Source organism: Paraburkholderia dilworthii, assembly GCF_000472525.1.
Lineage (GTDB): Bacteria > Pseudomonadota > Gammaproteobacteria > Burkholderiales > Burkholderiaceae > Paraburkholderia > Paraburkholderia dilworthii.
Map to the genome: position 1 here is coordinate 45,981 of NZ_AWZT01000038.1, position 12,175 is coordinate 58,155.

The 12,175-nt window shown below is 59.8% G+C and carries 11 protein-coding genes and 1 riboswitch; of the genes, 8 read left to right on the forward strand and 3 right to left on the reverse strand.

The window, feature by feature from the left end; all coding sequences use genetic code 11:
* Positions 1 to 729: 729 nt before the first annotated feature.
* A riboswitch (glycine riboswitch) is annotated at positions 730 to 818 on the forward strand.
* 172 nt (positions 819 to 990) lie between these two features.
* Positions 991 to 2,205, forward strand: a complete 1,215-nt coding sequence (locus F759_RS0126300) for a D-amino acid dehydrogenase (protein ID WP_027802484.1) — start codon at positions 991 to 993, stop codon at positions 2,203 to 2,205.
* A 178-nt stretch (positions 2,206 to 2,383) separates the two neighbouring features.
* Here the strand turns inward: F759_RS0126300 and F759_RS0126305 are convergent, their stop codons facing one another.
* Positions 2,384 to 3,394 carry a LysR substrate-binding domain-containing protein gene (locus tag F759_RS0126305; protein WP_322787115.1) on the reverse strand — a complete coding sequence of 337 codons (1,011 nt, stop codon included), beginning with the start codon at positions 3,392 to 3,394 and terminating at the stop codon, positions 2,384 to 2,386.
* 74 nt (positions 3,395 to 3,468) lie between these two features.
* Between F759_RS0126305 and F759_RS0126310 the strand changes: the two genes are divergently transcribed.
* Genes F759_RS0126310 through F759_RS38645 form a run of 6 tightly spaced genes read left to right on the forward strand, consistent with a single transcriptional unit; the run spans position 3,469 to position 8,661 of the window.
* Positions 3,469 to 4,398, forward strand: coding sequence for an amino acid ABC transporter substrate-binding protein (locus tag F759_RS0126310; RefSeq protein WP_027802486.1), 930 nt, complete (start codon positions 3,469 to 3,471; stop codon positions 4,396 to 4,398).
* A gap of 38 nt (positions 4,399 to 4,436) precedes the next feature.
* Positions 4,437 to 5,213, forward strand: a complete 777-nt coding sequence (locus F759_RS38640) for an amino acid ABC transporter permease (protein ID WP_036025291.1) — start codon at positions 4,437 to 4,439, stop codon at positions 5,211 to 5,213.
* Between the two features lie 10 nt (positions 5,214 to 5,223).
* On the forward strand, positions 5,224 to 5,910 hold the full coding sequence (locus F759_RS0126320) for an amino acid ABC transporter permease (RefSeq protein WP_036025295.1): 687 nt from the start codon (positions 5,224 to 5,226) through the stop codon (positions 5,908 to 5,910).
* A gap of 16 nt (positions 5,911 to 5,926) precedes the next feature.
* A complete protein-coding gene (locus tag F759_RS0126325) occupies positions 5,927 to 6,661 on the forward strand; it encodes an amino acid ABC transporter ATP-binding protein (RefSeq protein WP_027802488.1) in 735 nt (244 codons plus the stop codon).
* An 18-nt stretch (positions 6,662 to 6,679) separates the two neighbouring features.
* Positions 6,680 to 7,765 (forward strand): GntG family PLP-dependent aldolase, encoded by a 1,086-nt coding sequence (locus F759_RS0126330; protein ID WP_051377469.1) that lies wholly within the window; start codon positions 6,680 to 6,682, stop codon positions 7,763 to 7,765.
* Complete coding sequence (locus F759_RS38645; RefSeq protein ID WP_051377470.1) at positions 7,762 to 8,661, forward strand: amidohydrolase family protein; 900 nt, start codon at positions 7,762 to 7,764, stop codon at positions 8,659 to 8,661. The genes F759_RS0126330 and F759_RS38645 overlap by 4 nt, the downstream gene beginning before the upstream one ends.
* Positions 8,662 to 9,009: 348 nt before the next feature.
* Here F759_RS38645 and F759_RS0126345 read toward each other — a convergent pair whose 3' ends face one another.
* Positions 9,010 to 9,744: an SDR family oxidoreductase gene (locus F759_RS0126345; RefSeq protein WP_027802490.1), complete on the reverse strand. Its 735-nt coding sequence runs from the start codon at positions 9,742 to 9,744 to the stop codon at positions 9,010 to 9,012.
* Between the two features lie 102 nt (positions 9,745 to 9,846).
* On the opposite strand from F759_RS0126345, the gene F759_RS45445 reads away from it, so the two are divergent.
* Complete coding sequence (locus F759_RS45445) at positions 9,847 to 11,046, forward strand: LysR substrate-binding domain-containing protein (protein WP_456088827.1); 1,200 nt, start codon at positions 9,847 to 9,849, stop codon at positions 11,044 to 11,046.
* Here F759_RS45445 and F759_RS0126355 read toward each other — a convergent pair.
* Positions 11,015 to 11,386 (reverse strand): YciI family protein, encoded by a 372-nt coding sequence (locus tag F759_RS0126355; protein WP_027802491.1) that lies wholly within the window; start codon positions 11,384 to 11,386, stop codon positions 11,015 to 11,017. The genes F759_RS45445 and F759_RS0126355 overlap by 32 nt on opposite strands.
* Positions 11,387 to 12,175 lie beyond the last annotated feature (789 nt).

Genomic DNA, 12,175 nt, shown 5'->3' on the forward strand with positions numbered 1-12,175 from the left:
TGGGCAGTGACCGGCCACGATCCGCCGTTGGGCGACCGAGGAATCCTGCCGTCGGAGCGGCTGCACTATTCGGGAACCCGACGGACAAGTTGTGCGCACGATGTGGCCAGAGCCGAAGTCCAGTTCGAGGTTTCGATCAGGCGCCCAAGCGCCGTGTCCCGGCCTCTTCTAGTTCGGACTGGCTCGCCAAATCTGCGCACGTATGACGGCTGCCGCTCGGAAACGGGACAGTACGCTGGCCCATTTCTCAGCGGCGGCCGTCCGATCGTCGCCCCTGTTACCGCGTTGATCACATGAATCGACCCATTCGTGCCCAGAAATCCCTATGACCCATCAACATCCTTTCTTCGATTCGCATAACTAAATTCTCAAATAAGACTGCACGTTCAACGCGGATCATGTCCGCTGATATTCAGTGAAAGATCAGCGGACCCGCGTGCAATGACTCGATTACGATCCCGCTTTCCTTGTATGCCCACGAGATGCTGGCGAGCAGTGCGCCGACTCCAAACTCCCAAGGTTAATGGACGCCCCCAACGGTCGTCACACATGACACCGGGGATACCACAACGGACATCTCGCTGATCGAGGGTTTTGCCCGAAGCGTGCCCGAGGCCAAAGACGGTTCCTGCCCGGCGCTTGGGCATTAAAACGTCAAACGTCAAAACAGCTTACTAATTTAGGTGCTTGTAGCAACTCGCGTTGTCCTGTAACGTCACGTGGTTCCACGCATGCAGCACGGGAGAGATCGTTCAGTGAGCGACGCCGACGGAGCAACCGCCCCGGAAACTCTCAGGCAAAAGGACTGTGCTGCAGGAACATCTGGAGAGTGACGCTGCGTGCGTCCACCGAAGGGGAGCCTGACCTTTGTCGGCCGGGCGAAACTCTCAGGTACAGGGACAGATGGGGCATCAAACGCCGGAGGCCGTCTCGCGCGAAGCAGCGCGATGGCAGCCAACCGGGGATGCTCAACTCGATCTGGACCATCTTATGTCACGAATCGCCATTATCGGCGCCGGGATCACCGGCGTCACGACCGCTTACGCCCTCGCCCGCCGCGGCTTCAATGTCACCGTCTACGAACGCCATCGTTATGCGGCAATGGAAACCTCGTTCGCGAACGGCGGACAGCTTTCGGTCAGCAATGCGGAGGTCTGGAACCATACGGCCACCGTCCTGAAAGGACTGCGCTGGATGCTCACGCGCGACGCCCCACTCCTGTTGAACCCGTCTCCTTCATGGCACAAGTATTCGTGGATGGGTGAATTCCTGCGTCAGATCCCGAACTACCGCGCGAATACCATCGAAACCGTACGCCTCGCACTGGCCGCGCGCGAGCATCTCTTTTCGATCGCGGAGCGAGAAGCCATCCAGTTCGATCTGGAACGCCGCGGCATTCTGCATATCTACGGGCATCGCAAGGACTATGACGCCGCCGCGCGAGTGAACGTGCTGCTGCGTGAAGGCGGCCTTGATCGGTATGCGGTCGGCGCGAACGAAATCGGTCTCATCGAACCGGCGTTGCAGGGTGAGTTTTACGGCGGCTTTTTCACCCCGTCCGATTCGACTGGCGACATTCACAAGTTCACGCGCGGTCTGGCCGACGCGTGCGTGCGTCGCGGCGTCGAGTTCCGTTACGACACGTCGATCGACTCGATCAAGCAAGGCGGTGACGGGCACTTCACCATCGACGCGACGAACGCAGGTGCACGGAACGCGGACGTTTTCCAACAGATCGTCGTGTGCGCAGGTGTCGGCAGTCGCGCGTTCGGCGCCATGTTGGGCGACCACGTCAACGTCTATCCGGTGAAGGGCTATTCAATCACCGTCTGCCTCGACGACGAACAAAGCCAGCGCGCGGCGCCTTGGGTCAGCCTGCTCGACGACAAGGCCAAGATTGTCACGAGCCGGCTCGGCGTCGATCGCTTCCGCGTGGCGGGCACGGCTGAAATCAACGGCTTCAGTCGCGACATTCGTGCGGACCGCGTAACGCCGCTGGTCGAATGGACCCGCCGCCTGTTCCCTGAAGTCTCCACCGCGCGGGTCATTCCCTGGGCGGGTCTACGCCCTATGCTGCCACGCATGTTGCCCCGAGTCGGACGCGGCAAGCGCCCGGGCGTTTTCTACAATACGGGACATGGCCATCTCGGTTGGACCCTGTCCGTCGCAACTGCCGAATCGCTTGCGCAGGCAATCGAAGCTTGAACTAACGAACGAGTCGATCTCGAAGCGGCCAATGTCCAATGACGGCCGCTTCGATCGCGCAAGCTTCGATACGAGCGCCGCCTCGTCGCCGCAGTGGTCTTTTGGACAACGCAGCAGCCCTTCCCCGGTATTCTTGCCGTCCACAGCGGCGTGGTCGCTTCCAGCTATTTATCGCCGGCTAGGTGTACATTTTATTCAGCACTTCCATTTCTTCGCGGATAACCGGACGCGCTATCTGTGCAAATGCACTTACCAGCCGGGTCTGAGCCTGGTAGGGCGGGAACAGCAGCGCAACCTCGCTCGGTATATTCACCGCGAAGGGCCGCACCTCGATTCCTCCATTAACAAATTCATCGCGAGCTGCTAGCGGGTTGACCAGACTGATGCCCATGCCTGTGCGCACCAACGCGCACACCGACGAACCAAGACTTGCCTCCGCGACGATCTGACGAGGCACATGCCCGGCCGCGAATACATCGTCAATCGTGGATCTGAGCGCGCTTTCTCCGGTGGGCGCTATGAATCGCTGATTTGCGAAGTGCGCGGGCTTCAGCCTGCGCAGGCGGCAAAGTGGGTGGTCCCTCGGCAGCACCGCGACGCACCGGAGGGTCGCAATCGTCTCGCGACGGATGTGAGGTGCATCCCCGGTGAGTAGAGCCAGGCCGGTATCGCAGAAGCCTGAGCGGACCCACTCCTCCACATTCACCGCGTTGCCGGAGTGAATTGACACTAGAACATCGGGGTGCGCAGCGTGAAATTCAGCGACAACCTTAACGAGCAGATCGCCGGCCAGCCGCGGCATCGCGGCGATGCTCAGCCGCGCGGCGCTGAACGAACGGATGTTGGCAGCCACCGATTCAAGTTCTGCCAGCCCGGCAAAGGTCCGTTCCACTTCGCGATGAAAACGCAATCCGTCCTGGGTGGGATTGAGCCGGCTACCGTTACGTTCGAAAAGCGGAAACGCCGTGATGGTCTCGAGCTGCGATATCAGGCGGCTCACCTGCGGCTGCGATGTATGCATGACGCGAGCGGCATTCGTCATCGAGTTTGACGACATGACAGCACGGAAAGCCTCGATGTGGCGAAATCCTAACTTTAGCTTTTGCATATCGTTTTTGTATCGTTCAATGCGAGAGACGCATTGGACTTTAGCATATTGATGACCGATATTGAGTTCGTAGCCAAGCAAGTTCCGTTGTTTTGAATCGCACTGCAGCGGTCCGGGATCGCGGTCTAAATCGATTGTTAAGGGAAGCTAAGGACATGAAAGTTTCTTCCATCCTGACCGCTGCGATGACGCTCGCGGGATTCTACGCAGGACTCGGCCTGACGACCGCAGCTTATGCGGATAGCGCCAGCCGGCTGGATCGCATCAAGGAAACCGGCACGATTACCGTCGGCTATCCGACCACCTCGCTGCCCTTCGCCTATCTGGACAACGCACATCAGCCGGTCGGCTACTCGGTTGAAATATGCCAACGCATCGCTGCCAGTCTCAAGAGCACGCTTGGCCTTGCCGATCTGAAAATCCGCTATTTGCCCGTGACGTCGGCCACGCGTCTGCCTCTATTGGCAAACGGCACAATCGATCTGGAATGCGGCAACACCACCAACACAGTCGAGCGCCACAAGCTCGTCTCGTTCGCGCCGACCACGTATGTCGCGAAGGTCGTGCTGATGGCGCGCAAGGACAGTGGACTGGATGTCAACACGCCCGCTGCGTTCAGAGGCAAGACGGTGACGAGCCTTGCGGGGGGCCTGGATCTGCAGGTTATCCAGCAGATCAGCACGCAGCAACACCTGAACATTTCGGTGCTCCCGGTCAACGACACCGCGGCGTCTTTCATCGCGGTGAAGACCGGCCGCGCGATGGCCGTCTCCACGGACGACGGGCTCGCCTACGGTCTGGTCGCGACTTCAGACCAGCCACAGGACTATGTGATCGGCACGAAGGCAATGCTGCTCGCACCGTACGGCATCGTCGAGCCCAAGGACGATCCGCGTTTCAAGCGGGCCGTGGACGGCGCCGTACTCGATCTCATGAAGTCAAAACAGATTTACGCGATCTACGACAAATGGTTCAACGCGCCGGTGCCGCCGAATGGCATCAATCTGAAGTATCCGATGAGCGCCGAACTTAAACATGCCTTCGAACATCCGTCGGATTCCGGCGATCCCGCGGCTTATCAATAAGCCACACTTAAGCAACCCCACTTCGAGGCCGCGCAGCCATGAACTATGAGTGGAACTGGGCCAGTTTCAACGACCTCTCGCCCGACGGTGTCCATACCTACCTGCAGACGATGCAGATTGGAGCATGCTGGACCATCGCACTCGCGGTGAGCGCCTATGCCATCGCGCTGCTGCTCGGCTCGATCATTGGCGTGATGCGTACGGTCGATTCGAAGATCGCGCGAACTATTGCTGCGACGTACGTCGAGTTGTTCCGCAACGTGCCGCTGCTGGTGCAAATGTTTCTCTGGTATTTCGTGCTGCCGGAATTGCTTCCCAGGTCGCTCGGCACCGCGATCAAACAGATCCAGCAGCCGTGGGGCCAGTTTTTTCCCGCGCTGCTTTGCCTCGGCTTCTACGGCACGGCGCGCATTGCGGAAACCTTGCGATCCGGTATCCGGTCGCTGCGCGCGGGCCAGCGGCAGGCGGCGCTCGCGCTTGGTCTGTCGGGCTTCCAGGCGTACCGCTTCGTGATCCTGCCGCAGGCGTTTCGCATCGTCGTGCCACCGCTCACGTCCGAGTTTATGGCGACGATCAAATATTCCTCGGTCGCGATGACGATCGGCCTGCTTGAACTGACGGGCGCGGCGCGGTCGATGCAGGAATTCAGTTTTCACATCTTCGAAGCGTTCAGCGCCGCGACGCTGGTCTACTTTGCGATTAACAGCGTGGTGGTCTATGGGCTGATGCTGGTCGAGCGCAGGTTAGCGGCGCCGTCGGCCGGCTCGCGCAAGGTGTCGTCCGCCTTGCCGCTGTCCGAAGTCGAACCCTCTTAGGACGGACACCATGACCTTCCTCGGACTGAAAGAGATTGTCGCTTCGTTACCGTATCTGCTGAAAGTCGGCCTGACTTTTTCCCTGACGCTCACGGCACTGGCCGCCGTGTTCGGTCTGATGCTCGGCACGCTGCTCGCGCTCTGCCGCATGTCGCCATCCAGGCTGCTATCTGTCCCAGCAACGCTGTTTGTGAACGGCATGCGCTCCGTGCCGCTGCTGCTGGTCATTTTCTGGTTCTATTTCCTCGCCCCGTACGTCGGTGCCTGGATCGTACGTTCGCCTACTCCGGTCGACGTCGGCGCGTATCGCTCCGCTGTCATCACGTTCACGCTCTTCGAGTCCGCTTATTTTTGCGAAATCATGCGCGCCGGCATTGCGTCCATTGCAAGAGGACAGATGCAGGCAGGTCTCGCGCTCGGGCTCAGTTATCGTCAGACGATGGTCACGGTCGTGCTGCCTCAAGCGGTGCGCAATATGACACCTGCATTGTTGACGCGTGTGATTACGCTGTTCCAGGACACGTCCCTCGTGTATGTGCTCTCGATGACCGATTTCTTCGGCGCAGCGTCCGAAATCGCGGCTCGCGACGGCAGCACGGTGCAGATGTACGTGTTTGCCGCAGTCGTCTATTTCGTTATCTGCTTTGGCGCATCACGCTTCATCAAACGTTTCGAAACCGCGCGGCACGCGCACTGATCCGGCTGACCTATCTATGATCCAGATTGAAAATATCAGTAAGTGGTACGGTGCCTTCCGGGTGCTGACCGACTGCAGCACGCAGGTGACCGCTGGCGAAGTGGTCGTGGTGTGCGGTCCGTCCGGCTCGGGCAAATCGACGCTCATCAAGACAGTCAACGGTCTCGAAACTGTCCAGCGAGGCGAAATCCACATCGACGGGATCGGCGTCACCGGAGCTCGCGTCGACCTCGGCAAGATCCGCTCGCGTGCAGGCATGGTCTTCCAGGGCTTCGAACTTTTTCCGCACCTGAGCGTCCTCGATAACCTGTGCCTCGCCCAGACGCGCGTACTCAAACGCAATCGCGGCGCGGCTCAGAAGCGGGCCATGCAGCTTCTCGAACGGGTCGGTCTTGCAGCACATCGTGACAAATATCCCGCAGCGCTCTCAGGTGGTCAGCAACAGCGCGTGGCGATCGCCCGCGCGCTGGCGATGGATCCAGCCGTCATGCTGTTCGACGAGCCGACGTCGGCACTCGATCCGGAAATGGTGAACGAAGTGCTCGACGTGATGACCGATCTCGCTCGCGATGGCATGACGATGATGGTCGTCACTCATGAGATGGGGTTTGCGCAACGCGTCGCGGATCGCGTCGTTTTCATGGACGGCGGCCGCATCGTCGAAGATTGCAGCAAGGACGACTTCTTTGGCAACAGCGCCGGACGCAGCGAGCGCTCGCGTCATTTCCTGTCGAAGATCCTCCATCACTAGCCTTTCACAAGAGCCGATATGCAGGACTTTCCCATTTTCGATTCCCGCCACGCACATCACGCGCGGCTGGCAGATCTGCGCAGCGATACCGTCACTCGCCCGACCGAAGCCATGTATGCGTGCATGCGTGAGGCGCCAGTCGGCGATGATGGTCTCGATGGCGATCCGACCGTCCATGCGCTTGAAACCGCCGTTGCGGCGATGCTAGGCAAGGACGCCGGGCTCTATGTGCCCACCTGCACAATGGCGAACCTGCTCGCGGTGCTTGCTCATACGCAGCGGCACGAACAGGTACTGCTCGAATCGAGCGCCCATATGTTCACCACCGAGCGCGGCGGCTCGTTGCTTGCTGGCCTTGCTTACACGCCAATCGAAGGCGAGGCCGGCGCGATGGATCTGGGCCGGATGGAGGCGGCGGTCCGGCCGGGCTCATACAGGATCGGTGTGGGTCTCATCGCGATGGAAACGTCACACAACAATGCCGGCGGCGCTGTATTGCCACTCGCACATATGCGAGACGTCCATGACATTGCGCAGCGGGCGGGTGTGGCCGTGCATATCGACGGAGCGCGCCTGATGAATGCGGCAGCCGCACTCGAAGTACCCGCGGCGACGCTTGCGCAATATGCCCAATCCGTTTCACTGTGTCTCTCGAAAGGTCTGAGCGCACCTGTCGGCGCGGTGCTCGCAGCGAGCGATGCTGCGATCGCCAGAGCGCGGGCATATCGGAAGATGCTTGGCGGCACCCAGCGCCAGGCTGGCATCATGGCCGCCGCCGGCCTTGAAGCCCTGCAGACGATGAGCAAGCGACTCGTGGACGACCACGCCAAGGCGCGCGCGCTCAGCACGCGTCTGAACGGTATCGGCGCGCCCTTGCCTTTTGCCGCGGGTAAACCTCAAACCAATATCGTGCAGGTACACGTCGGGGGAACAGGAATGTCCAGCCATCAATGGGTCAAAGCGCTAGCCGAATTGGGCGTACTGACTCGTCCGTGGGGCGAAAAAACTATCCGGTGCGTGACCCATCGCCATATTGACGATGCCGATATCAGTCACACCGTCGATGCGTTCGCGCAGGTGTTAGAAAAGCAGGGGCAGGCATGAACAGACAGGCCGCTTCAACGGGCGTGCAGCACCACGTACCCGCCGACGCATGCGACGCACACATCCATATCTTCAACGCCAGGTTCAGGCAGACGCTCGCAGCCGATGATATGTCGGCGGTGCCGACAACCGTTGACGACTATAGACAGGTTCAGCCGAGCTTCGGCACGACGCGCACCGTGATTGTCACCCCGCGGAATTACGATGTAGACAACACCGTCACGCTCGATGCGATACGCCAGCTTGGCATCGACCGGACGCGCGGCATTGCGACCATCCGGCCAGACATCAGCGATGGCGAACTGGACGCGCTAAACGCGGGCGGCATCCGCGGTATCCGGTTCACGCTCTACACGCCCGACGATGCGCCCACCAGTTTTGAAATGGTCGAGACGTTGAGCCACCGGGTGCATGAGCTCGGCTGGCATCTACAACTGCACTGGACTGCCGCCCAGATCATCGAATACAGCGATTTGCTGGATCGCATTCCTACGGAATTCGTGTTCGATCATCTCGCGCGCCTGCCAATCCAGGCTGGACTAGCGCACCCTGCCAGACGACTTGTCGAACGATGGCTGACGACCGGTCGCGCGTGGCTCAAGCTGTCGGCACCTTATCTCGACTCACTGATCGGAGAGGCCGGCACGTTTTCGGATATGGACGCGATGGCCCAACATTGGATCAGTGTTGCTCCCGATCGCCTGGTCTGGGGCAGCGATTGGCCGCATACGTCAATGAGGCCAGGTCCGCAGCCATCAAACATCATTGCAGGTCTGAACCGATGGACTGAATGCGCGTCCACCCGCCGTCAGATCCTTGTGGATAACCCCGCGAGACTTTACGGCTTTAGCGACCCAACGAACCAGTTTGCCGCAGAGAGCCCGACGTTAAGGTGAACGGCACTGGACATGATGTATGGACCTGCCGCACGTCAAGGTATACGTCATGGTGACCACCGGCACGTTGTCGCGATACCCCAGCGAAACGTGCGAAGTGATCGAATCTCAGGTGGCACAAACTGCGTAATGGCGATTGCAACAGGCCGCGGCCGCGTCAACGGCAACGAGATCGAAGGGAAGGCCGATAGAAACCGCTGAAAAGTGTTTGCGTCCGCTGATCGAAAAATGGTTTGCGCCCACGCCGGCGATGCCAGCTGGCTTACCAGGGGACGCCTTGGCAGCGACAGGCGCCGGTGGCTAGAGTCCGCTATAGATTCGACCTCATGGCAGAAATGTCGCTTCGCTTCATACGAAGCGACCGCCGCCATCGACATGCAGCACTTCACCATTCGTATATTCATTGCTCAGCAAAAATGCAATCGCGTCGCCAACTTCCTCCGGATACCCGATGCGGCCACCAGGTAAGGTGGCGCTTGCCTGAGCGAGAATCGCGGCACGATTTTCCGGGTCAAATACGTCGAACAGCGGCGTGTCCACGAACCCAGGCGAAATCACATTGACTCGAACAGGTTTGAGCTCAAGCGCGAGCGACCGGGCGAGCGCTTCGACGCCGCGCACCGCAGAAGCGATCACCGAAGTGCCTTGCCCTGTTGGACGATCGGCGAGCTGTCCACTCGTCAGTACGATCGAGGCCGTAGGTGGCATCAGTGGCAACGCGGCCTTGATTGCGTAGACGGGCCCGGCGATGCGTTCGTGCAAAGCAGCCAGAAGCCGGTCCGGGTCGCTGTCGACCAGCTTGCCCGTAATGAAGCTGCCCGCGGTGACGACAAGGTGATCGACGCGCGTCATTGCCTCGAATAACGCTTCGACAGCATGTTTGTCCCCGATGTCGGCAACCGCTGTACGAGCGCCGCCAATCGTCCGCGCCGCGGCTTCGAGCCTCGAGCGGGTCCGCCCAACGAGCGTTATTTCGGCGCCCCTCGCTTTGGCCGCAGCCGCAGCCGCAAGGCCGATTCCCGAACTGCCGCCAAACACGATGACATGGGTGTCCCGGAGCGGCGATTGCATCGTAGATTTCATTGTTTTCTCGTCAACGAAGTGAAGGTGGATGAACGTTACGCCATTCCGTAACGCCGCGGAATGCGCGAGAATTGCATATAGCTCATTCCACAAGGGAATCTCTTGGATTCACTTCTATCTATGCGGTTGTATGCGCGTGCGGTCGAACTAGGCAGTCTTTCAGCAGTCGCCAGGGAGGAGAACATCGGCCAGCCGACGATGAGCAAGATGATTTCCGCGCTCGAGAAGGACTTGGGCGTTCGGCTGCTTCAAAGGACAACGACAAGCCTGACGCCGACTGAAGAAGGTCGACGGTATTACGAGCGGTGCAAGCAGATTCTTGAAGAGTATGCCGATGCTGTCGCGGACGTCCGGGGGCAGACCCAACGACCGATAGGCAAGCTGGCAGTTAGCGCGCCAATGGGGCTTGGCGAACTGCGCCTCAATGCCCTGGTTCTCAAGTTTCTGGAAATGTATCCTGAGATCGAAATCGAATTGAACCTGACCGATCGCATCATCGATCTGGTTGACGACGGAATCGACGTCGCCATCCGCATCGGCGACGAACTTCCGCCCAACGCCATCGCGCGTGACATCGCGTGGTCCTCACGATTGCTGGTCGCGACGCCCAAATACGTCGAACGCGCACCTCGCATTCGCAGGCCAGAGGATTTACTCGAGCATCCGCACATAGGATATGCCCGCGCCGCCACCGGCACTCGGCTCGAATTCTCCAATGGCAAGGAAAAGGTCGTCGTTCCGGCTGAGGGACGATACCGCGTGAACAGCTCGCTGGCCCTGCGTGAATGTTTTCTAAGGAGCCGGCGTAGGCAGCGCTCCGGCATGGCTTGTTCAGGATCTAATCGATGCAGGCAAGCTCGTCCCGCTGCTAGCCACATGGGACCTGCCGCGGCACACAGTTCACCTGATATCGCCGTCGCGCAGATATCAGCCGCTGAGGGCCCGTGTTTTCCTGCAGTTCATGGCCGAACATATTCCGAAGCTACCGGGCCTTCATGCATCTACGATTGCGGCCTAGAACTCGCTGGCGCATATAAGCGAATTTTCCGACTTCAGCGATACGTAAGCTACGGAGGCGCGGCCCCAGTTGATTCTGGCCGCTGCTCCGCAGGTTTCGGACATTCGCACTTGCGCCCGACGACTGACATGGGTCGATCGCAGGCGTCGCCGCTCGGCCCGGAAGCAGACATCGCCGCGATGACTCACGAAGTCGTGACGGTGTTTGTGCAGAAGCGACGTCAACGCATTCGTGAGACACGTGTCCAGGCGCTCATCGGGCCAGGTAGAAATCAAGAGGGATAAGCTCGACGGCCCATCCGCCTTCTTCGCCCAGCGTGGCCGCCGGGTGCATGGAGGCGATGCGCAACGCCTCGTCACGGCTATCCGCCTCGATGACGAACAGGCCGCCCACGACTTCCTTCGACTCGGTGTAGGGCCCATCGGTGACGTGCGTCTTGCCACTGCGCGGGCGGAGCGTCCTCCAGTTGTCCAGATCGCCAAGCGACGCGGAAATCAGAACCTTGCCGGTAGCCCGCATCTTCTCGTCCAATGCGGGGCATTGGCTCACCAAGTCCTTGACGTCGTCTGGCGCCATCGCGGCGAATTTTTCGGGGGTGAAGTAGGCCAAGCCGAGATATTTCATGGGAGATCCTTAGGGTGCGGATGCATTGACGACGAAGCTGATGACCGAAAATCGACAATCTTCTTGGAGAGTTTGTAGCAGGTCTCGCCAGCCTGTCCGCTTTGGAGTCGCGTGCTGCCCGACCGCCGGGCTCGTGCGGCACATGCGGATGGCATGAGGCAGTGGCCGGCCCCTATCTGCCGTTGGGCGACCAGGGAATCCTGCCGTTAAAGCGGCTGCACTATTCGGGAACCCGACGGACGAGTTGTGCGCACGATGTGGCCAGAGCCGAAGTCCAGTTCGAGGTTTCGATCAGGCGTCCAAACGCCGTGTCCTGGTCTTTTCTAGTTCGGCGGTCGCGAATAACCAGTCTGATGCGGCCAATACATCGTCGTCATAATGCCCATTTTATATTTACCTTTGGCCGCGAGATCGTGAGCGATGCACAGCGCGCGCGAGCAGTTATCGAAAAAGTCGTGAGAAAAGATTCTCTCCGGGCAAACAGCGATGCCGCCGCCAGTGGGCAATCCATTTTTAACCTAGACTTGAATGGCACGCTTCGCGACGTGCTTCCTGAGACGAAGGTCGTCGCCAGCGAGCGCTCAGCTAGCGGCCCGTCTTCGCGCAGCAACCGTGACTCGTGGAGGCAATCATGATGCGGGCAATCTGCACACTTCTTTCGCTTGCTGGCCTTTTCGGCGCGAGTATGAACGCGTTGGCTGCCCCTATACGGATCGAGTCTGGCACCTATGGCGCGAATTGTGGCGCTCATCATGGCAATGCGACTCGTGCGTTGGCTCTACGCTGTAA

Bases quoted from the DNA above. Each gene is read 5' to 3' on its own strand.
- F759_RS0126355 (WP_027802491.1), bottom strand. From the start codon at position 11,386: ATGAAATATCTCGGCTTGGCCTACTTCACCCCCGAAAAATTCGCCGCG.
- F759_RS0126325 (WP_027802488.1), top strand. From the start codon at position 5,927: ATGATCCAGATTGAAAATATCAGTAAGTGGTACGGTGCCTTCCGGGTG.
- F759_RS0126345 (WP_027802490.1), bottom strand. From the start codon at position 9,744: ATGAAATCTACGATGCAATCGCCGCTCCGGGACACCCATGTCATCGTG.
- F759_RS0126310 (WP_027802486.1), top strand. From the start codon at position 3,469: ATGAAAGTTTCTTCCATCCTGACCGCTGCGATGACGCTCGCGGGATTC.
- F759_RS0126320 (WP_036025295.1), top strand. From the start codon at position 5,224: ATGACCTTCCTCGGACTGAAAGAGATTGTCGCTTCGTTACCGTATCTG.
- F759_RS38645 (WP_051377470.1), top strand. From the start codon at position 7,762: ATGAACAGACAGGCCGCTTCAACGGGCGTGCAGCACCACGTACCCGCC.
- F759_RS0126300 (WP_027802484.1), top strand. From the start codon at position 991: ATGTCACGAATCGCCATTATCGGCGCCGGGATCACCGGCGTCACGACC.
- F759_RS38640 (WP_036025291.1), top strand. From the start codon at position 4,437: ATGAACTATGAGTGGAACTGGGCCAGTTTCAACGACCTCTCGCCCGAC.
- F759_RS0126330 (WP_051377469.1), top strand. From the start codon at position 6,680: ATGCAGGACTTTCCCATTTTCGATTCCCGCCACGCACATCACGCGCGG.